Source organism: Pseudomonas sp. DCB_AW (assembly GCF_026240895.1).
Taxonomy (GTDB): domain Bacteria; phylum Pseudomonadota; class Gammaproteobacteria; order Pseudomonadales; family Pseudomonadaceae; genus Aquipseudomonas; species Aquipseudomonas kermanshahensis.
The window spans coordinates 171205-194145 of record NZ_JAPFCE010000003.1 but is presented as its reverse complement, the minus strand read 5'-3'; the positions used below and the strand labels follow the sequence as shown (position 1 = coordinate 194145).

20 protein-coding genes and 1 pseudogene are annotated in these 22941 nt (G+C 55.6%); 13 read left to right on the top strand and 8 right to left on the bottom strand.

The window, feature by feature from the left end:
• Nucleotides 1-1020: 1020 nt before the first annotated feature.
• On the bottom strand, nucleotides 1021-1749 hold the full coding sequence (locus OO306_RS04130) for an HNH endonuclease signature motif containing protein (protein WP_265967820.1): 729 nt from the start codon (nucleotides 1747-1749) through the stop codon (nucleotides 1021-1023).
• 475 nt (nucleotides 1750-2224) lie between these two features.
• Here OO306_RS04130 and OO306_RS04125 point away from each other — a divergent pair, with 475 nt between their 5' ends.
• Genes OO306_RS04125 through OO306_RS04115 form a run of 3 tightly spaced genes read left to right on the top strand, consistent with a single transcriptional unit; the run spans nucleotide 2225 to nucleotide 3181 of the window.
• Complete coding sequence (locus tag OO306_RS04125) at nucleotides 2225-2467, top strand: hypothetical protein (protein ID WP_027596158.1); 243 nt, start codon at nucleotides 2225-2227, stop codon at nucleotides 2465-2467.
• A gap of 14 nt (nucleotides 2468-2481) precedes the next feature.
• Nucleotides 2482-2751, top strand: coding sequence for a DUF3077 domain-containing protein (locus tag OO306_RS04120; protein ID WP_027596157.1), 270 nt, complete (start codon nucleotides 2482-2484; stop codon nucleotides 2749-2751).
• 46 nt (nucleotides 2752-2797) lie between these two features.
• On the top strand, nucleotides 2798-3181 hold the full coding sequence (locus tag OO306_RS04115) for a hypothetical protein (RefSeq protein ID WP_265967819.1): 384 nt from the start codon (nucleotides 2798-2800) through the stop codon (nucleotides 3179-3181).
• 415 nt (nucleotides 3182-3596) lie between these two features.
• Here the strand turns inward: OO306_RS04115 and trbK are convergent, their stop codons facing one another.
• Together trbK and OO306_RS04105 are read right to left on the bottom strand one after the other, a co-directional pair.
• On the bottom strand, nucleotides 3597-3815 hold the full coding sequence (gene trbK / locus OO306_RS04110; protein ID WP_265967818.1) for an entry exclusion lipoprotein TrbK: 219 nt from the start codon (nucleotides 3813-3815) through the stop codon (nucleotides 3597-3599).
• Nucleotides 3816-3973: 158 nt separating this feature from the next.
• Nucleotides 3974-5005, bottom strand: a complete 1032-nt coding sequence (locus tag OO306_RS04105; RefSeq protein WP_265967817.1) for a hypothetical protein — start codon at nucleotides 5003-5005, stop codon at nucleotides 3974-3976.
• Nucleotides 5006-5222: 217 nt separating this feature from the next.
• Here OO306_RS04105 and OO306_RS04100 point away from each other — a divergent pair, with 217 nt between their 5' ends.
• The 4 genes from OO306_RS04100 (at nucleotide 5223) to OO306_RS04085 (ending at nucleotide 9926) form a co-directional block, all read left to right on the top strand.
• Nucleotides 5223-5471 carry a hypothetical protein gene (locus OO306_RS04100; protein ID WP_265967859.1) on the top strand — a complete coding sequence of 83 codons (249 nt, stop codon included), beginning with the start codon at nucleotides 5223-5225 and terminating at the stop codon, nucleotides 5469-5471.
• A 324-nt stretch (nucleotides 5472-5795) separates the two neighbouring features.
• Nucleotides 5796-7193, top strand: coding sequence for a site-specific integrase (locus tag OO306_RS04095; protein WP_265967816.1), 1398 nt, complete (start codon nucleotides 5796-5798; stop codon nucleotides 7191-7193).
• Nucleotides 7194-7869: 676 nt separating this feature from the next.
• Nucleotides 7870-9018 carry an MFS transporter gene (locus tag OO306_RS04090; RefSeq protein ID WP_265967815.1) on the top strand — a complete coding sequence of 383 codons (1149 nt, stop codon included), beginning with the start codon at nucleotides 7870-7872 and terminating at the stop codon, nucleotides 9016-9018.
• A gap of 155 nt (nucleotides 9019-9173) precedes the next feature.
• On the top strand, nucleotides 9174-9926 hold the full coding sequence (locus OO306_RS04085) for an IclR family transcriptional regulator (protein WP_265967814.1): 753 nt from the start codon (nucleotides 9174-9176) through the stop codon (nucleotides 9924-9926).
• Between the two features lie 147 nt (nucleotides 9927-10073).
• Here OO306_RS04085 and OO306_RS04080 read toward each other — a convergent pair.
• The 5 genes and pseudogenes from OO306_RS04080 to OO306_RS04060 all read right to left on the bottom strand — a co-directional run bounded on the left by OO306_RS04080 (nucleotide 10074) and on the right by OO306_RS04060 (nucleotide 15283).
• Nucleotides 10074-11640 (bottom strand): annotated as a pseudogene (locus tag OO306_RS04080) (IS66 family transposase).
• Between the two features lie 80 nt (nucleotides 11641-11720).
• Nucleotides 11721-12056: an IS66 family insertion sequence element accessory protein TnpB gene (gene tnpB, locus OO306_RS04075; protein ID WP_148708306.1), complete on the bottom strand. Its 336-nt coding sequence runs from the start codon at nucleotides 12054-12056 to the stop codon at nucleotides 11721-11723.
• A complete protein-coding gene (locus tag OO306_RS04070) occupies nucleotides 12053-12385 on the bottom strand; it encodes a transposase (RefSeq protein ID WP_261981966.1) in 333 nt (110 codons plus the stop codon). The genes tnpB and OO306_RS04070 overlap by 4 nt, the downstream gene beginning before the upstream one ends.
• Before the next feature lie 719 nt (nucleotides 12386-13104).
• Entirely contained in the window at nucleotides 13105-14118 is a 1014-nt protein-coding gene (locus tag OO306_RS04065) for an aldo/keto reductase (protein ID WP_265967813.1), read from the bottom strand.
• Between the two features lie 109 nt (nucleotides 14119-14227).
• Entirely contained in the window at nucleotides 14228-15283 is a 1056-nt protein-coding gene (locus OO306_RS04060; protein WP_265967812.1) for a proline racemase family protein, read from the bottom strand.
• 1583 nt (nucleotides 15284-16866) lie between these two features.
• Here OO306_RS04060 and OO306_RS04055 point away from each other — a divergent pair.
• From OO306_RS04055 to OO306_RS04030, 6 genes are read left to right on the top strand one after another with little or no spacing between them, the layout of a single operon-like run.
• Entirely contained in the window at nucleotides 16867-17682 is an 816-nt protein-coding gene (locus tag OO306_RS04055; protein ID WP_265967811.1) for a transporter substrate-binding domain-containing protein, read from the top strand.
• Between the two features lie 39 nt (nucleotides 17683-17721).
• A complete protein-coding gene (locus tag OO306_RS04050) occupies nucleotides 17722-18387 on the top strand; it encodes an amino acid ABC transporter permease (RefSeq protein WP_265967810.1) in 666 nt (221 codons plus the stop codon).
• An 18-nt stretch (nucleotides 18388-18405) separates the two neighbouring features.
• Complete coding sequence (locus OO306_RS04045; RefSeq protein ID WP_265967809.1) at nucleotides 18406-19053, top strand: amino acid ABC transporter permease; 648 nt, start codon at nucleotides 18406-18408, stop codon at nucleotides 19051-19053.
• Entirely contained in the window at nucleotides 19050-19772 is a 723-nt protein-coding gene (locus OO306_RS04040) for an amino acid ABC transporter ATP-binding protein (protein ID WP_265967808.1), read from the top strand. The genes OO306_RS04045 and OO306_RS04040 overlap by 4 nt, the downstream gene beginning before the upstream one ends.
• 33 nt (nucleotides 19773-19805) lie before the next feature.
• A complete protein-coding gene (locus tag OO306_RS04035; protein ID WP_265967807.1) occupies nucleotides 19806-21455 on the top strand; it encodes a choline dehydrogenase in 1650 nt (549 codons plus the stop codon).
• A 33-nt stretch (nucleotides 21456-21488) separates the two neighbouring features.
• A complete protein-coding gene (locus OO306_RS04030; protein ID WP_265967806.1) occupies nucleotides 21489-22925 on the top strand; it encodes an NAD-dependent succinate-semialdehyde dehydrogenase in 1437 nt (478 codons plus the stop codon).
• The last annotated feature ends 16 nt before the right edge of the window (nucleotides 22926-22941 follow it).

The following is a 22941-nucleotide window of genomic DNA, read 5'->3' as shown; positions in this document are numbered from 1 at the left end:
AATGCCAGCAACTTCTACGCCAACTGTAATCCAAGCGTATTGAGGGGTAGTAGCTAGCACTGGACGCTTACTGATGGTGCATAAAGGCTGTTATTTCAGGCCACTTTGCACCCTGAAGGGGCGCGGGGAGAATGAAGCGATCGTTGTGGGAGCAACTGTCTTGTGGTGCTTGTGCCGGCCTCATCGCTGGCAAGCCAGCTCCCACAGGTGCGGCGCTAGCCTTTGAGGCTACACAGTTCGGGTGGGAGCGGCCTTGTGCCGCGATGGGCCGCAAAGCGGCCCCACTACAGGCGATGAATAACTTAAGTGAACAGCATTACGCACTAGGCGGGCTCTAACGACTATTGAGGTGTACGTTAGGAAGGCTGGAATCTCATGTTGCAGGCATGGCACAGCCAGGTACGACGCCACTCTTCGTACTGATCATATTGCACAACGTTGTGCCGCCAGTGCCGCACAAATCCGATCACACCGATGGTGATGAACGTCACACCAATGAAGAACCTGGTCCAGTCCACTTCCCAGGACAATTTGAGCCCATCGTAAAGGATGATGCCGCCCACCACTGTAAGCACTATCGGGCCCCGCAGACGTTTAGCGCCTGGAGGTGCGACGCTAGCGCTCAGATTAGTCTGCTGGCGCCCGGTTGTTTCAACAGTTACACGCGGCCCGAACCCTGAGTGCGCCTCATGAGTGGCTTGGAAATGAGAGGTTCCGGCGGCATGAATGACAGAAAGAAGCTGTACGTTTTGACCCTGACAGTGTGGGCAGGTGATGGCATTTTGACTTACCACAAATTCAGTCCTTTGAGATGGTAGAGGCGCGAATTTTAAACTAATTCTGAATATTCGTGCACTCACCATCCTGCCTCACGCGGGCTCAACCCTCACAGCCAAGGCCTCTAAGCTAGCCATTACCTCACTCGGACTATTCGTCACTTACTTCGCGACCTTGGTAATACTCGCGGCGTCGACCTTAGCCCCGCTTAAAATCTGGAAGATCTAGAGAGAAGCATGGCGCTCAGCCGAAATGTGCCTGGCGATGGCAGTTGGGACAGACTACAGAGACGTTATCCAAATCATCCATGCCGCCATCCGATAGCCTGACAATATGATGTACTTCAAGATAAGGGGTCCCGTCTGATTTCCTTTTGAAGGGCGCAGGTTTTTGGCAAACCTCGCATGAACCGTCTGCCCTGTGAAGAGCCTCGGCCACTACATCTGGATCCCTGAGGAAATAAGTAGAAGTCGTGGTGAACTTGACGGGCGCCGCCTTTTTTTTCTTCGCCAACCTGGCTTGGCGCGCCGCCGCTGTATCGTTCAACGCCACTTGGACTTGAGTGTCGAGCACCCTACGGTACTGAGCGATTGCGCCCTGAGCGTGGTCAATCAACAGCTCCGAATGCTCCACGGCTTCTCGAATTCGGTGCAGCGTCACACCCCTGAGTTGCTCATAGTACTGAATGTGCAGTCTCGCAGCGGTCAATGCCTGCCCCAGCGCTTCTTCACCGGCGTCTCTGAAGATGCCCTGCAGATAGAGCACCGTCGTCGGCACATTAATCGCTCGATGGTAGCATCTGCCACGGCGCATGATCCTATAGACATTAATCAAGTCGTTTGCGTAAGTCGTACCAACCCCTTCCCTGGTTAAGCATTCGACCCCTTGCCTCTGGGTAAGGCTGCGGTCATGCACGCGGACCGCCACTTCATAGGCTAACTGGATATGATCAGACGTGAGGAGGTTCGCCAAGACTATCTCTTCCAAAAAATATCATAATGCCACTACCCGTATAATAAAACCCAGTACTAGATCAAGGGCACGCTCAAAGGCCGCGATAGGGAAAAGCACGGGGTCAAGCGATAGGTGACCGAAGTTCAATTGAACATTGGCGGAAAGATGGATACATGCTGTTACGCCTAACGGCAGAAAAATCAGATTTAGGCCCTTTCTTGTAGGGCATTTCCCAAAGATACTCGCGACGCCTGTTTTTCGTTGCGCACGCAAAACGTGAGTCATAGTCTCGGCCTGTCGCTGCCAATCCAGCGACCGGTTTTGACAGGCCGTCGATTGTTGTCCGTGTGCATACGCTTATGGCGGCTGTACGTGCGGGCACCCTCGTGTGCGCCGAGTGCCAACAATCTCGGTCTGTCAACCCGCGTACAGCTGCCACCTTCTTGTTTGACAGCGAGGCGGGCTGCAGCTCAACCATTGTTGGAGCGTAAGCATGCTGAAGATAGTCCCCGATCCACCCCACAACTTCCACTCCCTGGAAGACACGCTAATGATGGCTGCAGACTACGCACTCTGTGCCGAAGCCGTCGCCCAGCAGGCGATGATGATGCAACCCAAGTCGCCCTCCTCCTTGTTGATCATGGCGTCAGTGCACGAACTCGAAGCCCTGCGCAGAATGCTTGAAGTGGCATTGGCACAGCTGCAAATGCCGACGGGTCCGACGAGCCAGCACTGAAGGGAGATCAAACCATGGCCACCGAAGAAACCAAATTCACTGTCGGTAAAACCACCTTCTACCAAGGTGAAAACCAGACCCACCCACTGTTCCGTATCGAACCCGGCATCCCCTGCCAAAGCGCCCGCGAACAAGCCTCGGAACTGATGGGCTATGCCCGCGACCTCTCAATCGACGGCCTGATGGAAGACAAACCCCAACTGCTCTGGGCCTCGCACTACCTCTGCGCCCTGGCCAAGGCCCTGCTCGACGATGCTGAACTTGGAATGATGGCCACCTCTTGATCACAACCCCCTCTACAGGCCCAACGCTCCCTCTGTAGGAGCGGCCTTGCCGGGGCGCCGGGCCGGTCGGAAAGGGCCGCAAAGCGGCCCCAGCGATCCAAGCACAATCGCAGACTTCCCCATTAATGCCGAAAGACGAAATCACATCGGTATCACCCTCGACGAGAGCACGAAGCGCCATCCAGGCCGATACCACCCCGTCGACGGCATCGAGTACGCCGAGATGGCTGAAGCGCTGCCAAAGCCACCGCGCCGCACTAACTTTGACCGTTATTACGAAGAAGAGTGGAACTGCGATTTCCACGCGTTTTTGGGTATCAACCTGCCTCATCGCGGAAAGCGCAAGCATGAAGGTCAATGCCAATATCGGATGTACCGCACGCGCGATGGCCGCGAATCGGCCTATGACCGGGACGCGGTTGGCGAGTAATGCCCGACCGCCCCGCTTGCAAAGGCCAGCTACAAGGCGTCGCTGATCAAGTGCAAAGCCGCCTGCCCCTCCGGCGCGGCCCGCCAGCGCCTCAACGCTTATCGTGCAGCTCTGGTGGCCAAGCGCTGAAGAACCCTATGATTCCCGGCATCATTACGTAGATCCAGTGCTTGCCAGGGTATACGCAGATACCGACAGCCCAGATAGCTAGCAACGCTCCGCCCGCTCGCCTCCTACGCTTAGGCGTGAACCACTCCTGAAACGCCTTATGCCTCTCCCGCAACCCCATTACCACGCTCCTTGTTTGGTAAGCGGCGAAGCTTACCACCACGAATTGCGGCGCTCCTCGCCAGCGCCATCCACGCTAACGAAAACGCCGCCTGATGAGGCGGCGCTGACTGACGAAGATCGGACGTTACCAGGTCTTCGGCTCTGACTTCTTGTACGAGCCACCGGTCATGCACTTCTCGACCAAGTCTTCGCGAGCCCTGTTGTCCGGAAGCGTTTTCAGGTAATCGGGCTGGCAGTGTTCTGCAGTGGGCTCGTAGGCGGCAGTGTCGGCGGTGTCTTCTTTGCAGCCGGCCAAGCCAATAGCGAGTGCGGCAACGAAGAGCGGAGCAATGGCTAGTTTCATGGGGGTCCTTCCTGTGAAATGGCCGGGCGTTATAGCAAAGATCCACCCCTCCCGCAAAACGTGACTCATCTCTGGCCCAATCAGAATCGCGCCACCCCGGCGAGGGCGGCGCCTTCAGTCGAAATTTCCTTGCCGCAGATCACGACCAAAAATGGGGTTTAAGGGCTCAGGGTGAGGAAAAGCAGTTTCCCGCTCCGTTCGCCTTTCGTGCGAACAACCTGCAGGGTCACCAATTTGCCGTTGCTCAAGGCCTGAATGCCCTCGTTCTCGACGGTGTCAGCCTGAATCCCCATCGCTGATAGCTGTGAAACCAGGGCCTCAGGGGCAATGTATTCCGACTTGACGATCTTGCCGTGCCGGTCAAACAGGTTCACGCCAAAATAGTGGTAAGGCGTTGCCTTCATGCGCGATGACCAATAGCCGCCCATGGTCATTGCATAGCCGTCATCTGTTACCGCGAAGCCTTGGTGCTTGGGTAGATTGAGCTGCTCGGAGTTTCGGTAGCCGGAGTACTGCGGCGCAAAGCTCACGTCCCGAACGTGTTTGAAGCTGCTGTCGAGCACCGAGTACTGGCCGCGGCTCTGCCCAAGCGCGTCTTCCGGCGTCTTGAACTTTTCGACATACCACTCGCCACCTTTGTGATAGAAACTTTGGGCAACGTTGCTTGCAACCGCCTCAAGCTTTTGCGTGGTGCCGAAACCGGATTGATCATCTACAAGACGATAGCGCGTGAGGGCGCTATCGGATCGCAGGAAGGCTACATCACCCTCCTCTTCCTGGGTCACCACAAGGCCCTCGGACACCGAGGCCTGAGGCTCGCGAATGATGTAGGTCGAGAGCAATTCACCAGAGCTCCACCGGTACTTCTCAATCACGGCGCGAGCAGGCCGGCCATTGGAGTACCGCAGAACGTACAACAGGTCACGTTGCTCATCGATTTCAAAGCCTTGTGGGTACGTGAACCGAACACCAAGACGCTGAACCGTCTCCTGATAGCTTTGGGACTTGAAGTCCAGAGTTTTCAAGATTGAAAAATTGGGCTCCGCATGGGTCGCCACCGACGCCTCGAACGCGCTCATGATTTGAGAACGGGCAGCGATTGCCGCAGCCGAGCCAGCCTGAGCATGGCTAAACGAGCTGACGAAGATTGTGCTGATGCAGATGAGTGACAATCTCGAAAGAGTCGCCATGTTCTGTTTCTCCTTCATGAGTATCGAAAAGCGCCGCATCCCGCGCTGGAAACCTCAGCGATCCGTAACACGCCACTGTGCCACAACCCCTTGTTGCTACCGTAGCAACCTCTGGATTGCCTTCCGTTGGGCAGCCAGCGCGTTTTGCAGTTCAGACAACCTTTCCTATCGACGATAACGCCACCCCGGCGAGGGCGGCGCATGCATGGAGAAAGCTATGATTGAAGCCACCGAGAAGCAGCTCGGCCTGCTCTGGCTCACCATTGGCTTGTGCGCTGAATGCTCAGACCGACACAGCATCAGCCGCAACCACTTCCTCACAAGCCCGGGCTACGAGGACTCGAACAACTTTGATGTGCTGGTGGCGGCCGGCCTGAACAAGCGGGCGGGGAAAGATGGCCAGAAGATCGCGGGGCATACCACTGAAGATATGACCAAGAACTACCAGAAGCTGGATATTGGCTAATTCGCCGGATGGTTTTGCGCCCATTTTGCGCAGAGCCGCCCATAAAAAAATCCAGTCACCGCGAAGTGACTGGATTTTTTAGGGATTTTTGGTCGGGACGGAGTGATTCGAACACTCGACCCCTTGCACCCCATGCGCTTATTCAGTGTATTTCGATGGAATGTTATGGCCCCTCGCGGACCGCCTGAATGCTAGTAAACACTGGGCCCGCAGACTAGAATACGCGCTATTGGCGTCCATCAGCTTCCACCCATACCCATGCGATTCGGTGGGGCAAAAGTGGGGCAAAATTCCAAGGCACTCGACCTTGGCTAGGGGTAGACATTGGCGAAGATCACAGCGAAGCAACTCGAAGCACTCACCCCTGCCGATGACGGTAAAACGCTACGCGAAGAGGGAGGCCTGACCGCCAAAGTTCGTGCTGGTGTGCGCGGCGTTACAGCGCTGTTTCGTTATGAGTTCAAAATGGGTGGAGCTAAACGTGATCAACGCTTGGGCAGTTGGCCAAAAAAATCGCTTGCGCAGATTCGCACTGAACGAGACGAAGTGAGAGCAAGCGTCAGGAAAGGAATAGCGCCCGCCACCGCCCGAAAGGCAGCTAAGATCGAGGCTCAAGCCGCAATTGCCGCAACCATTGCTGAAGCCGAGCGTCATGCCTCAGAAAACAGGACTGTCTCCGAACTTTTTGAAGAGTGGCTGCGCGACGGAGTGTCTCGCCAGGATGGCAACGCAGAACTACGCCGAAGCTTCTGCAAAGACGTGCTTCCAGCTATTGGCGACAAACCACTCCGCACGGTAACTGAAAAAGACCTGCTCAACGTCCTGCGCTCAGTCAAAGCCCGCGGCCTGAACCGCACCGTCGTTATTCGTAGCAAGGACATTGGTCAAATGATGCGATGGGCCGAGAAACGCAAACCGTGGCGCACCTTGATGGTCGACGGAAACCCCGCCGACCTTATTGACGTCAACAAACTCCTTGATCATGACTATCAGGAACAGCGCAACCGCCTACTATCCCCAAGCGAAATTCAAGAGCTGCAACAGATTTTCACGCGCCTCGAGCAAGATTATGATGCCCTGCCTGCTGGCCAGAAATACTCCGGCATCCGACCAGTGAACTCCCGCGTCCAATGCGCAGTCTGGATCTGCCTTAGCACGCTCTGTCGCATTGGCGAACTGCTGAAATCCGAGTGGCGACATGTTGATTTGGAGAAAGGGACCTGGTTCATCCCAGCAAATGCAACCAAAGGCCAGAAAGGTAAACGGCAGGATCACCATGTATTTTTATCGGCATTCGCGCTGAACCAGTTTAAACGTCTACGAGAGGAAACTGGCCACACCCGGTTCTGCTTTCCCGGCAAAGATGAAAGCAGTCATGTGGATACCAAAACCGTTAGCAAGCTTATCGGGGACCGGCAATGCTGTTTCAAAAATCGGAGCAAGCCTTTATCCGGCCGCCATCACGACGACTCACTGGTGCTAAGCGGAGGGAACAAAGGTGAATGGACCCCGCATGATTTGCGTCGTACTGGTGCGACCATGATGCAGGAACTCGGCGTCACATTAGAAATCATAGATCGCTGCCAGAATCACTTGCTGGGAGGCTCAAAGGTACGCCGGCATTACCTGCACTACGACTATGCTCAGGAAAAACTTGAGGCTTGGAACATACTGGGAGAGCGTCTTGGAGAAATCCTTAGCGTTCATGTGACTGGAAACTGATCTGAAAGTAATGCGAGCGGGAAACGAGACGAATTCGACTTCCGAACCGTTGGAACCAAAGCGTTCTACGTCATTCCTGAAATAAGATTAGCCTTGATTTTTTGACTCATTTTCAGTGTCTAGCAAGTGCAGCACGATTCAAAAACGCATGCAGCTTAATAGCTTTACCGTGACGATGATCGAATGCGCCTAGTTACCTCTGAGCGTTCGCTCATCCCTTACACGCCGATCCCGCCATACGACCCAAAAAGGGGACCGCGTGCGGTATCCCCCCTGTAGTTGTGCTTGGTAAACAGATCCATCCGCCATCTGAGGCACCAGGCATTTCGATCCTGCGTAAACATTAAAAGGTCCGGGGCGTCGACGTGGCTATTGGGTAGTGACGGCGCTGCTTCGATCGGTGCTTGCTGCCCTATTCCCTCCATGTCCCTGGATTCAGCACCAATCCACAACCTGCGATTTCCATCGCCAACAAATTGTGGCAGGCGCTGATTGCTCATAGTCGCCGACGACTGGCAGACCTGGGAGTTTGAACACAAGCGCTGCCCTCCCCCCCGCGAGCACAGCCAATGCGCAATAGGCCTTGACTTAGGTACAGCGCTCAACCCAGTATTGTTCCGTTGAAAGGGCCAGTGTTCCGAACAGTGGTCACAATGATATGTTGGAGCTGAATACTATGCAGACCCCTTCAAAAGCTGGAGCCTTTTCGCTATTGGCTATCGCTTGCCTGACAATCATGGTGGGATGCGTGATTGTCCCCGCCCTGCCCTCGATAGCCGAACGGTTGGGCATCCAACATGCCGGCTTGCTGGTAACCATCCCCTCCTTGGGGGTAGTTGTGTTCGGTCCGTTAGCAGGTCGACTGATTGACCGGATCGGCCCCTATAAGGCGGTCTCTATTGGCCTTTTCCTTTATGGCGTCCTAGGTGTAGGCGCTGTCTTTCTGCACGGTCCAGTGCCGGTCTTTACCGACCGATTGCTGCTCGGAGGTGCTACCGCATTGGTCATGGCCGGCGGCACCGGCCTGATCTCGGCGCTCTATCAAGGCAAGGCGCGTCTGAAGATGATTGCCAATCAAGGCATGGCTATAGAACTGGGTGGAGTGATCTTCCTGTTCATAGGCGGGGTTCTGGCAACCGTCGGCTGGTGGTGGCCGTTTATGCTTTACCTGACTTCATGGGCCATGCTCTTGATGCTCCTGGTGTTCGTGTCTCCCAACGGCGTGCAGGTCGAGGCCGCTACCGAGGATTCGGCGCGTTTACCAATTTCGCGCGCGCTCAAGCACGTTTTCATGGCCGCGGTATTTTCGATGCTGGCGTTTTTTACCGGCGTCATTGCCCTTCCTCTCAGACTGCGCGATTTCGCGCTGACAGAGGCGCAGACTGGATATTTTCTCGCTTTCGTGTCTTTGGTCGCGGTGGGTGCAGCAGCACTTATACCCAGAGTCGTTCCGAGATTACGTGACCACGGCACCCTCAGCCTGGCCTTCGGCTTTTATGCAATCGCCCACTTTATATTCGCGCTCGCGCCTAACCTTGAGGTGATAATCATCGGCGGCATTGCAATGGGGGGCGGCTTTGGTTTTTCCGTTCCGCTGGTCAACCATATGACGATCGAACAAAGCCATGCGGTAGTACGGGGCCGCAACCTCGCTTACCTTTCAATGTCGATATTCTCAGGTCAATTCTTGTGTTCGGCGATCGAACTTGTGCCCGGTAACACCACACTGATTTTCCTAGGCAGTGCCATCCTGGCGGTAGCTGTTGCGACGTGGTGCTGGTCCAACCACCGGCCGCGGCGTAACGACAAGGTGCCCGCTGGCTGAGTTTATCGTGCTGTGCATGCAAGCCTGAGCCGCTATGTCGAGTATGGTTGCATTTGCGCTCCCGAGGTTACATCCTGCGGCGACACAAAATTTCGACGTGGGCCGCCCCTACCCGCATCGAGTGCGAGAACAACGACAATGCGTCGAGGAGAAAAATGGGCGACGGTAATGAGAATTCAAGTGGCAAGCAAGTCATTGCCAGAGCCGCATCCGTACTTAAAGCGCTGGAGAACCAGCGCAGCGGCTTGAGCCTTGCCCAAATTGCAAAAGCAGCCTTCCTGCCACGCACGACTGTCCATCGAATAGTCGCTGCACTAGAGGCGCAGCAGATGGTGACCTCCGGAGCTCAGGGCATAAGACTTGGCCCGGCTCTGATGCGTTTGGCCGCTTCGGCGCATACCGACATCATCGGGATATCCAGGCCATTCATTGAGGCTCTCGGACGGGCTACTGGCGAGACTGTCGACATGTGCGTCAACCGAGGTTTTCATTCTGTGCTGGTTGACCAATATGCGTCTGATCGAGAACTCAGGGTCGTGTCTCAAGTAGGCACGGCCTTTCCTATTCATTCGACTGCCCACGGTAAAGCTATCCTCGCCGCGTTACCAACCGATCAGCGCGATAGGATCCTTGAGGCCCCCTTGGAGGCGCGCACTGCTCACACCATTCTGGACGCCTCTGCGCTGCTCAGCGAAATAGACCTGATAAGACGCCATGGTTACGCGATTGACAACCAGGAACACGCCGAAGGCGTGTGCGGTGTGGGCGTACACTTGAATACCGGCTTCGCTGATCATTACGCCATCTCGGTTGCAGTCCCCTATCTTAGATTCCTAAGTGCCAAAGACCAGATTGTTGCGGCGCTGCGTAAATGCCAGGTAGAGATAGAGTCGATACTGGGTAGATAACCCAACCGGACAGAAAACGTTGACTCTACGAGGTCTCCAGGCGTCGAGGACTTGAAACCCCGTACCTTATGGCATTGGCTAACGAGCCAGTAAGGACTCACCTAGGTCCACGCCACTGTAAGCGTACGGGCAAACCGTCTTGCACGACTAAGCCGGACGCCAACGATGCGGCAGCAGCTCCGCAATCTCACTGGCCCGTTGCGTCGGCAGACGCGTCAGCACATCTTTGAGATAGGCATACGGGTCATGCCCGTTGTTGCGCGCCGACTGGATCAAACTCATGATCGCAGCCGCACGTTTACCACTGCGCAACGACCCGGCGAAGAGCCAGTTCTTGCGCCCCAGCGCCCACGGCCTTATTTGGTTCTCACACCAATTATTGTCAATGGGTACAGCCCCGTCATCGAGGTAGCGCGACAGCGCGGTCCAGCGTTTCAGGCTGTAATCCAAGGCTTTGCCGATGGCCGAACCGTTGTGCACGATATCGCGCTGGGCAATCATCCAGGCATGCAGCGCATCCATCACCGGTACCGCTTTCTTGCCGTATTCGGCGACGTGAATCCGGCTCCAGGTGTTTAATTTCACTTTCGATTTCGTACAGCGGCTGGATGTAACGCAAGGCTTGCTCAGCCAGGGTGCTCTTGTTGGTCGCATGCAGCTCGAAGAATTTGCGCCGTGCGTGGGCCATGCAGCCGATCTCTGTTACACCGAGTGCGAAGCTGGCCTTGTAGCCGCCAAAATCATCGCAGACCAGCTTGCCCTTCCAGTCTTGCAGGAAGTTGCGCGCATGCTCGCCGGCGCGACTGAGGCTGAAGTCATAAACCACTGCCGACGTTTCGCAAAATGGACTGGTGGCATAAGCCCAGACATAAGAGCGGTGGGTTTTCTTGGTGCCTGGCATGAGCATCTGCACTGGCGTTTCATCGACATGAACGACCTGCTGCTCAAGCACGACTTCGCGCAGCGCATCCACCAACGGCTGCAACTGCACACCGCAAGTACCGACCCACTGCGCAAGGGTCGAACGCGGAATCGCCAAGCCGGCCCGGCCAAACATCGCTTCCTGACGGTACAGCGGTAGGTGGTCGGCAAACTTGGCGATCATGACGTGGGCCAACAGGCCTGCGGTCGGAATGCCCTTGTCGATGACCTGGGCCGGCACCGGGGCCTGGATCAGCGTTTCGCAATCATCGCAGACCCATTTGCCACGGATATGGCGTTCGACGGTAAACACGCCCGGCGTGTAATCAAGTTTTTCGCTCACATCTTCGCCGATGCGCTTGAGCGTACAGCCGCAGGCGCACTCGGTGTTGTCCGGTTCGTGGTGGATAAGCGTGCGGGGAAACTCAGGCGGCAATGCACGGCGCTTGGGTTTCTGCTTTTCCTGGGGCGGTGCTGGTGTTGGCAGCAGTGACTCAAGTTCAGCTTCGATGGCGGCAATATCGGTATCGATCAGATCGTCGAGCAAGCTGGCCTGTTCCGGGCTCATCTGCTCGCTGCGCTTGGTGAACTTGAAGCGCTTGAGCTGGGCGATCTCGTGGCTGAGTTTCTCGATCAGCGTTTTGTCGAAATGGATCTTCTTGTCCATGATCCGAACTGTCTTGCCCATCGTCTCGACCTGCTCATCGAGCGTCGAAACACGTTGCAGCAGCTGCGCAGCCAAGGCGCGCAGTTGTTCGGGATTGAGTTGGTCGAGGTCAGGAAGAGAAGTCATGGCGCTGATCTTGCCAGATCAGCTTAAACACGACGACAGGCTTATCGGACAATTACGCTGATAGATAAGCACTGTTTGTGTCAGAGGATGGAGATGGCATTTCCAGGCCCGACTCTCTGCCAAGGCAAACCCAGTATCAAGACGTGAAGCTGTTCAGCACTTAGCTCGATCTGCGCGCCATGCCGGGTGCCTGGCCAGGTGAACTTGCCTTGATGTAATCGGCGTGCTGCCAGCCAGATACCCAGCCCGTCATGTACCAGGACTTTCATGCGAGTGGCGCGGCGGTTGGCGAACAGATAAGCACAGTGCGGCTGCGCCGCACCGAATACCGAAATCACGCGGGCCATGGCGGTGTCGGTGCCGGCGCGCATGTCCATGGGCTCTGTAGCGAGCCAGATGGTGTCGATGCGAATCACCGCAACAGCTCTCGAAGAAAGGCTGCGCAGGCGGCGGCACTGTCGACGGGCCAACTCATTTTGATGGGCGTGCGCGGGTGTTGGATTTCAAGGCAAATGTCGGTGGGTTGAGCTTGTGATCCGGTCGGGAGCATCTGGGTATGCAGCGGGATGAACGCGGGCTGCAACGCGGTGGATTTCTGCGTGTGCAGGCGTATCCATTTATGCACGAGGTTGGCGTTGAGGCTGTGGCCTAGGGCGATGTTGGCGATGGAGGCGCCGGGCTCGGAGCACTCCTGAATGACCTGGGCTTTGAAGGATTTGCTGTAGGTACGGCGCTGAAGGTGCATGAAGAATCCGCCTGATGGGCCAGAAATGGTGTCCACTTGAATTTAGGTGGACACCATGGCCTTCGGCGGTGGCATCGGGAAGGTGTGTTCGCCGGGCCCTTACACGCCACTCTTGTACTGGGCTCATAGGACGCAAGGTCTCTGGTGAAAGGGCTGTACAAGTGGATTTTGCAAACGGGATCAGTAGTCGGATCATGGCGCTTCTGCCTTTTTTACTGATGGCACCGGGCGTGCTAAGCGGTAAACGGACCTCGGAAACTTGATGGTGGCGAGTACCGCGTGGATACAGACGGCCATCGGCCTGGCGTGGTTCGCGCAGCTACGCCATGATTCAGGTTCGGGAAAACGCTGAGCAAATCGCGATGTACCGAGGTGAGCCGCAATCCCCCACCATCAAGTTCAGTTAGAACCACCAAATGCCGTGGTTAGTGAGCTCCGGCGAGAAGACCCTGCTAGGCAATTGGGCGAGAAACATTGGATGGGCTGCCACCTGTAGCAGTAGCAATCCCCGAAAGCTCACGAGCTTGCTCTCCAAGCCGCAGCGTTTCTCTCAACTGGGACAGTGCGGCTCGGGCCAACTCCAAGTCTTGTTAACAACCCCTCAATGACAATAATCAGTGGTGCTCGGAAGCCGCGCAACCGATTTGGCGAGCCGGCATGAAAATGCCTGAGATATCTCGGGTATTTCAAGTGATCGGTGCATGGCAATCAGGTACACATCAAAGGACAGGTGAATCGTCCCTTATTAATTTATCGTCTTTCAGGGCACTCCAGAGCTCTGCAGGGATAGGTGAATTCAGTAAGTTCACATTTTCATGCAACTGGCTAATGCTTCGAGTTCCGGGAATTACAGTTTTGACTACGGGGTGCTTAAGTATGAACTGTAACGCGACAGACTTCAGCGAGACGTTAAATTCTTTACAGATATTTTCAATATGCCTAACGCGCCCTAAAACCGTATCATCTGCCGGTGCGTAGTTATACATCGCGCCAGGGACTGCCCCCGTCGCAAGTACCCCACTGTTATACCCACCACCGACGATAACCGAAACATCACGCATTTCGCACAACGGAAAAAGCTCATCGAGCGCGTGCTGCTCCAATAGCGTATAGCGGCCTGCCAACAGAATACAGTCGAAATCGGCCAGTTGGATCGCGTTGACGGCAACGTCACATTCATTGACGCCAACGCCTATCGACTTAACAACCCCTTGGTCTCTCAAGCGGAGAAGCGCTTTCGCCGCACCGTTCATCGACCCCTCGAATATTTCACGCTGATGAGCGCCATGCGTCGCAACGTCTATTTCATGAATCAACGCAACGTCGATATATTCAAGGCCTGTCCGCTGCAGGCTGTCTTCAATCGAGCGCATGGTGCCATCGTAGCTGTAGTCAAAGTGCCAGTCGAAAGGCAGCCCGTTGACCCAGGGATTGAAATCAATGTGCTGTCGAGCCCGCGGGGTCAGCAAGCGCCCAACTTTGGTCGATAAGATAAAGTCCCCGCGCGGTTTCCAGCGCAGGCCCTGCCCAAGCCGGGCTTCACTTAAGCCGTGACCGTAACTTGGGGCAGTGTCATAAAACTTCAAGCCTGCCTCCCACGCTTCCTGAATGAGTGCGTGCGCATCACTGTCAGACATCTCACGATTAAAGTTGCCAAGTTGCGCAGCACCAAATCCAAGCGCTGTTGTAGTCAGCTTTGATCTAGGCCAGGTTTTTGTATGTGTCGCGTTCATGAGTTGAGCCCCATGGAAACGTTAAATTATTAGCCACCCCATACCGCCTAGGCAATACAAAGCGCACGTAACTACATACCTCTCTGGGCGGCCGTAATGTCGAAATATGTTAAGATGCCCAGATATCCCCAAGTGTGAAGCCTTCGGGGAAGGGATCATCGTAGTCGAGAACCAATGTGTTAATCCCAGAAATCCAGCTCGTCCCACTGATTTCGGGAATAACTGCGCGGTAACCGGCAATTTCTGCCGTATCCACCAGCCGACCGGTATATACGATTCCCAGAATGCCTTCATGGCGAAACTTCTGATTTATCTCAAGCTGCCCCTTAGCATGAAGAGCAGCCATTTTTGCACTTGTCCCAGTGCCGCTCGGACAGCGGTCCAACACACCGGTCCATGTCGCAGGCTCATTCCAGTCAAATTGGCCTGTCCCCATCGTGACTACGTTCTTCCAGTCGGCGTTCGGCCCCTCTGCAGGGCCAGACATCTGCGCAACCGTTATACCGACACCGGGATAGTCAGGATGGGCAACCGGAAGCTGTTCCACCGCAGCCTGCCGTATCATCGACGAAATGCGAGCAATCTCACGGCCATGCTCAGGGATCAACTGGATGTGCTTGAATTGACGGATATCGGTGATGACGTAAAACATGCCACCCCAAGCGACGTCTACCGTCACTTTTCCCAAGTGAGGTACTTCGATCACTGCGTCTAGGTGCACGGCGAAAGCCGGCACGTTTTTGAAGGTGACACTTTTGACTTTGCCGTTCTGGCATTCAGCCCTTACGCGAATGAGGCCTGCTGGGGCTTCAAGCGTCAATTCTGTCACTGGCTCCTGCATGGGAAGCATTCCCATTTCAAGCAACACCGTAACGACCGAAATCGTGTTACCCCCGGACATCATGGGGTATTCGATCTGCTCAAGGATGATGAAGCCGACATCCGCGTCAGGATGACACGGGGGGACAATAATGTTGCAGCAATGAGGTGGATAACCACGAGGTTCGGATAATAGCAGTTTGCGCAACGGATCATCATTGCGCTCGAGCCACTTCATTTTCTCATACACCGACTCACCCGGAATATTGGGGACTCCCCCGGTCACCACACGCATTGGAATGCCAGAATGTGTGTCTACCGCCTGCACCGTCCGCTTGAACCCCATATTCGATTACCCTGCCGTCAGCACTGATCAAAATTAAAGATATCCGTAGTCATGCACTCAATACGTCCGCTGATAACCTCACGCTCACAGCAACGCAGGCCAATTATGCAGGCAGGATCTGTGCCAGCGTAAAAAAGGCGTATTGACGCTCAGAGAACCGTTGACCGGCAACGTTTAGCGCGTTCCATCTTTAATTCGAAGATGGTTAACGTGTCACAATGAGACATAATTTGTGATCTGATTATGCACCTGATCACGACACACCCATTAATGTCTTAAATAGATACAAATCTTCAGCACATTCCTTGGAAATTTTCATTATGAGACATTTCTGTGTCTTCACCTAACCACTGACGATTCAAGCTTCCTTTCGGCGCGTGAAAAGGCTATCACGCGATAGGTCTCGTCGGGCGAGACACCTAAAACCAAGGGATTGCGGCTGTGAAATATTCTAGCTGAAGATATACGCCACCTATAACTTTGGACGTTACGTATTGATGAGGTGGAACGCAGTCGCGGAATCGACGCGAAATTATTCTAGTCGTCAACCAATCCCGGACACAGGATTAGGTTTCTCCTCAGCAATCGCTGCCGGTAGCCCGCTGTTTAACTAATACAGTCGCCCCAGTTAAAGTGCTGCACTAGGCCACTGCCAATACCTACTATGCCTGCGTGGTACCAATGTAACCTACGCTTGGCACTCACTCCGTTTTAGACTAGGGAACAAGCGCTTCATCGGCGCGCTGTATAGGCAATTCCTCTACGACTCATGCTCTGGCTGAAACGGTGACGCACAACCGCCGGCGAAACTTTGACTGCCACACTGCTCGCCCTGGACGTCTTTGTATGTGTCAAGTGGATATTGCGCTTTGGTTGATGATGCAATTTCACCTCAGGTTGACGCCTTAGGCATCCCGAGCGACCTATGATTTTAAAGGGAAATGGGCTGAAGCGTCAGGCTTGCGCAGTTCTAATGCTGCCACTGCTATCGTTTCAATGGCGAATTTGAATAAAGTTCACTCCCAAACCGTGAAGCGTCTAAGGCATAGCGGAAGCCTCCCTTCTCCAAGGCACCGCTTGGGTCTGTGCAGGGGTACAAGATTGCAAAATCCCCTATGCGTAATTATAAAAAATTAACGTGACTATTGCACAACCAATAAAAAGCTCAGCCGACCTAGCCTGACAAAAATCCAATCACGCACAATTGCAAGGCACGAACAAGTTCCAAAACTCCGCACGCACCAATTCCATGCACGAAACCGAAAATCTAGGTTGTTCCAACCAGTAATGGAAACAGATAAATTCAACCAACAAGAAACAGATTATTGCACAATGCCATTCTAAGGGAACACCCAACTAGAGCTTTTTGCCCTTCCACGAAAAAAATCACTCTCGAGTTCGCTATGCCAAAATCCCGTACAGGCCGCATGACTGCTGGCGTCCGCTGAAAATCATATAGCTCCCGCTTAAAAGGTTGTACTTACCGGTAGCACCCCTGCGTCATCTTGGCACGCTACCTGCTGTAACAGGGTGCAACATCGCAGTAGCACCTCTTCAACCGCCATAGGCTAGGCCACTAAATAATGAAGAATACTCGCCACCTTTTCGCTTCGGCGCTTATCACATCGATGCTTTCGACTTCCGCGCTGGCAGATAAATTGGACGACATCGTCGACAACGGGGAATTGCGCTGCGCCGTAACCCTGGACAACGGGCAGGCAGGTTTTCGTGACGCTGACAACCAGCCAGCCGGCTTCGACGTTGATTATTGCAATGATCTGGCCACTGCCATGGGCGTGAAAGCAGTAATTGTGGAGACGCCGTTCCCTGATCGAATTCCCGCCATCATTTCCGGCCGAGCAGATGTCGCGGTTGCCTCTACCTCCCCAACCTTGGAGCGAGCTAAATCAATTGGCTTCACCAAGCCATATTTTGCCTACAACTATGTCGTGCTGACCCGCGACGACACAGGCATCAAGTCCTACCAAGACCTAAAGGGTCATGTTGTCAGCACTCCGCAAGGCAATTATGGCAATGACTTCATCAGCGCCGATATAAAGAAATGGAACGACCCTGCCGGCTCGCTCAAATCCTATCAGTCTATGAACGACAACATTCTGTCCGTCAGTCAAGGCCACAGTGCTGCAACAGTAGTCGTCAACACCGTCGCCCAAGACGCCGTTAAATCTGGCAAGTTCAAAGGCCTCAAAATCGCAGCTGCCGCTCCTTGGGATGTCGATTACGTTTCCCTTGCGGTCGAGCGTGAAGAATATGGTTTTATCAACTATCTGAACATGTTCATCGACCAGCAAAACCGTACGGGCCGCTACAAACAGCTGTGGGACAAATGGATTGGTGGCGATGTGCTAGACCCCTCGCACTCGACAGCCATGCATTGAGTTTGGGCGCGTATTCATTGATTTGTAACAGGTGTAAATATGTTCAATTACTCGTTTCACTGGAGCGCGATACGCCGAGCATTGCCGCATCTGCTGGAAGGGGCGTGGGTCACTCTGCAGATAGCTTCGGTGTCGATGCTACTGGGCGTTTTAATTGCCTTGTTGCTCACAGCCATGCGCCGCTCCGACTGGAAAGTGTTAAGCGGTTTCGCTACCACCTGGGTTTCGATCGCACGTAACACACCGTCACTGTTCCAGATCTACATGTTGTATTTCGGGCTTGGCTCGTTCGGTCTGTACGTGCCGTCGATGATCGCATTGTTGGCGGGTATCACCTTCAACAACGCTGGCTACCTGGCTGAAAGCTTCCGTGGTGGTTTGAACGCAGTTCCTGACACGCAGATACGCGCAGCGCGGTCACTGGGTATGTCGGCAACACAGGCATACATACACATTGTCGTGCCTCAACTTCTGCGCGTCGTATTCCACCCAATCACCAATCAGATGGTCTGGGCAATTCTGATGACGTCTCTAGGGGTCATCGTCGGCCTCAACAGCGACCTCACCGGCGTGACTCAAGAGTTCAACATCAAAACCTTCCGCACCTTTGAATTGTTCATCGCCGCCGCGGTGCTCTACTACGTGCTGTGCAAACTGGTGATCGCCGCAGCTCACATATTGGGCTGGCGTTTGTTCCGTTACTGACATCGCGAGGGCGCACCTATGTTCGAAACCAGTTTTACTTCAGCAGACCTGGTGATCCTCCTGGAAGGCGCATGGATGACCTTGCAACTGACCTTCTGGGCAGTGCTCATCGGCACCTTGGGCGGTGCCATATTGGGCTGGGCACGCAGTGCCTGGCCGCGAGCCACCATCCCACTAGGCTGGCTGCTGGACGTGTTCCGTACTGTCCCGTTGCTGATCCAGTTCGTTCTGGCCAATTCGCTCAACAGCATCCTTGGCCTGAACTGGCCGATCATGACGATCGGCTGCGTAACCCTCGGCCTTTACTGTGCCGCCTACTGCACTGACATCGTTCGTAGCGGCCTGGATGCCGTAGCGCCGAATCTACGCCGGGCTGGCCGCTCCCTGGGCATGAGTTACTGGCAGGAGATGCGCCTGGTCAGTGCGCCTCTAGCGCTGCGAGTCGCCTTCCCTTCCTGGCTGAACATGACCCTGGCGGCGATGAAAGACACAGCTCTGGTCATGTGGCTTGGCCTTGCCGAGTTGCTACGAGCCTCACAACACATCATCAACCGCATTCAAGAACCGCTCCTGGTGCTGTGCATCGTCGGGCTTATCTACTACGTCATGAGTTGGGCCATCGCCTGGTGCGGCGCCCGCGTCGAAAAAAGGTGGGACACCCAATGATCAAGATTCGACAAGTACGAAAATCCTTCGGCGAACTAGAGGTCGTCAAAGGCGTCACCATGGATGTACAGAAAGGTGAAGTGCTTTCGATCATCGGTGGCTCGGGCTCTGGCAAATCAACGCTGCTGATGTGCATCAACGGCCTAGAAGGTATTCAGAGCGGCAACATCGAGGTCGACGGTATCGATGTGCACTCGCCGAAAACCAATTTGAACCTACTGCGGCAGAAGATCGGCATCGTTTTCCAGCAATGGAACGCTTTTCCCCATCTGACCGTGCTTGAGAACGTGATGCTCGCTCCGCGCAAAGTACTAGGCAAGTCTCGTGAGGCTGCTGAAGAAGAGGCAGTACGCCAACTCAAGCATGTCGGCCTGGGTGAAAAACTCAAGGTCTTTCCCTCCAAGCTCTCTGGTGGTCAGCAACAACGTATGGCCATCGCGCGAGCGCTGGCCATGTCACCCGACTACATGCTTTTTGACGAGGCAACCTCGGCTTTGGACCCGCAGCTGGTCGGCGAGGTGCTCGATACCATGCGCATGCTCGCCGAAGACGGCATGACCATGGTGCTGGTGACTCACGAAATCGCATTTGCAAGGGAAGTATCAGATCGCGTCGCGTTTTTCCGGCAGGGATTGATTCATGAGATCGGCACTCCCGATCAGGTGATCCGCAATCCCTCGAAACCGGAAACCGCAGCGTTCTTGAAATCCATCAACTGAGCATACGGGCGCAGCCGACACGGCTGCCCCAGTTTGGCTGAGATCACCTGTGAGGCTCATGTGGTATACGATTACATCGTCATCGGCGCCGGTTCGGCAGGCTGCATCATCGCTTCGCGCCTTTCCGAAGACCCTGAAACCAAGGTGCTGCTGGTCGAGGCGGGTGGGCGCGATCGTTCATTGATCATCGATATGCCGGCCGCCCTTCCCTTCGCCTATTCCAGCAAGAAACTTGGCTGGCAGTACGAATCCGGCCCCGAACCGCACCTGAACGATCGCGTCATCGACGAGAAGCGCGGCAAGGTGCTGGGCGGCAGCTCATCCATCAATGCGATGATCTTCAACCGCGGCAACCCGCTCGACTTCGATGCCTGGGCGGCGCACGGCCTGACGGACTGGAGCTACGCCCACTGCCTGCCTTATTTCAAACGCATGGAAACCTTCGCCGACGGCCCCAATGACTGGCGCGGCGGCGATGGCCCCATGCGCATCAGCCGCTGCAAGGCCGAGCACAAGCTCTACGACACCTTCCTGCGGGGCGGCGAGCAAGCCGGCCTGAGCGTCACCGAAGACCACAACGGCTACCGCCAGGAAGGCCTGCACATTGCCCAGGCGCTGGTCCATGATGGCGTGCGCTGGTCTTCGGCACGCGGCTACCTGCACCCTGCCGAAAAGCGCCCCAACCTCGAGATCATGACCCATGCCCTCGTCCATCGGCTGTTGTTCGACGGCGACAGCACCATTGGTATCAAGGTCGAGCACGCCGGTGTTACCCACGACATCCTGTGCCGCCGCGAAGTAATCTTGTGCGCCGGCGCCTTCAACTCGCCCAAGCTGCTGATGCTGTCCGGCATCGGCGACAGCGACATGCTGCGCCGCCACGGCATCGAGCCGCGCCTGCACCTGCCCGAGGTCGGCAAGAACCTCGAGAACCATCCCGGCATCAACGTGCAGTATTCGGCCAAGCTTGAAGATTCGCTGGTGTCCCAGCTCGGGCCAGTCGGCCAGGCCAAGCTCGGCGCCCAGTGGCTGTTGTTCAAGTCAGGCCTGGGCGCCACCAACTTCTTTGAAGCTGGCGCGTTCCTGCGCACTCGCCCGGACGTCGACTACCCGAACGTGCAGTTCGAGTTCCTGCCGCTGACACGCCAGCTGAAGAATGGCCGGCTCATCGCCATACCGGGCTTCCAGTTCTGGCTCGACCTGTCACGCCCGCAAAGCCGTGGCCAGGTCTCGTTGCGCTCTGCCGACCCTGGCGCAGCACCGCACATCGTGTTCAACCACATGAGCACCCGCCAGGACCGCCAGGACATGATCGATGGCATCCGCCTGGCCCGCGAACTCATTTCGCAGCCGGCCTGGGATGGCATCAGGGGCGAAGAGCTTTCACCTGGTGCTGGTGCGCGCAGCGACGCGGAACTTGAACAGTTCGTGCGCGCCAACACCGGAACCTCGTTCCATCCAGCCGGCACCTGCCGGATGGGGGCCGACGCCAACTCGGTGGTGGATACCGAGGGCCTGGTCCGCAACATGCGCCGACTGCGGATCGTCGATGCCTCGATCCTGCCGCACTCGGTCACTGCCAACCTCAGCGCCTCGATCATGATGATGGCGGAAAAGATCGCGGATCGAATCCGAGGCAAGCAACCACTGGCGCCCTCCACCGCCTCGTTCTACAGAGCCTGATGATTCACACCTTACGAAAAAAGGAACCTGCCAATGTATGAAGAAAACCTGCAACTGCTGATCAACGGCCAATGGCGCCAGGGCAGTGAAGGCAACACGCTGCCACTGCAAAACCCAGCCACTGGTGAAGTGATCGGCGAGGTACCCTGCGCCAGTGCCAGCGATCTCGAGGAGGCGCTGCAGGCGGCCCAACAAGGTTTCGAAACCTGGAAGGAACTGAGCGCACATGAGCGGGCAAACTACTTGAACAGAGCCGCTGACCTGCTAGAACAGCGCATACAAACGCTTGCTAGCGTGCTCACTCAGGAAAATGGCAAATCATTACGCGAAGCGAAGGGCGAGCTCCAGTTCTGCGCCGACGCTATTCGTTGGTACGCGGAGGAAGGTAAGCGCGCTTATGGCCGAATTATCCCCTCACGCAATCGCACCGTTCGTCACACCGTTTTGCGCGAACCCGTTGGCCCAGCATTGGGCTTCGCGGCATGGAACTTCCCAGGCGGAAACGTGGCATTGAAAGTGGCTGGGGCACTGGCCGCAGGTTGTTCGATCATCGTCAAGCCAAGCAATGAAACGCCAGGCACAGCGGTAGGCATCATCCGGTGCCTGCAGGACGCCGGCGTACCTGCAGGTGTGATCGGATTGGTATTCGGTGACCCAGCGAGCATCTCGTCGCAACTGATCGCCTCTCCTATTCCGAAGAAGTTGTCGCTTACAGGCTCCACACCAGTGGGCAAACAACTTCAGAAAATGGCTTCCGATTCACTCAAGCGCTGCACCATGGAACTGGGTGGCCATGCACCGGTACTGGTGTTCGCCGATGCCGAGCTGGACCGCACGCTGGATCGTTTGGTTGCGGCGAAATTCCGCAACGCAGGCCAAGTCTGCACCTCGCCCACTCGCTTCTACGTTCATCGCAGTCTGTATGAGGCGTTCATTCAAGGTTTCGTGAAGCGTACGGAGCAACTGGTAGTAGGTAACGGCCTGGAAGACGGGGTGACCATGGGCCCGCTGATTACCGAGCGACGCCTGGGGAACATGGCGGAAATGGTGGCGGATGCGCTCAATCGCGGGGCCAAACTGCTAACCGGTGGGCAGCGTCTCGAGCGCCCAGGTTTTTTCTACGCACCGACGGTGCTTCGTGACGTCAGCGATGAGGCGCTGATCATGAATGACGAGCCGTTCGGCCCGTTGGTCGCGATCACCCCCTTCAATTCGTACGAGGAAGTCGTCCAGCGCGCCAACAGCCTGCCCTATGCCTTGGCTGCTTATGTATTTACCCAGGATGCACAGACTGCCAGGCAGGCAAGCGACGACCTGGAGGCTGGTGTGATTGGCGTCAACCAGACTTCCGTACACGAAGCCGAAACGCCATTCGGTGGTTTCAACGAGTCCGGCTATGGCCTGGAGAGCGGCCAGGAAGGTTTGGATGCCTACCTGCGCACCAAGGTCGTAACTGACACCTTCGTTTGATCATGACGCTGCCCTG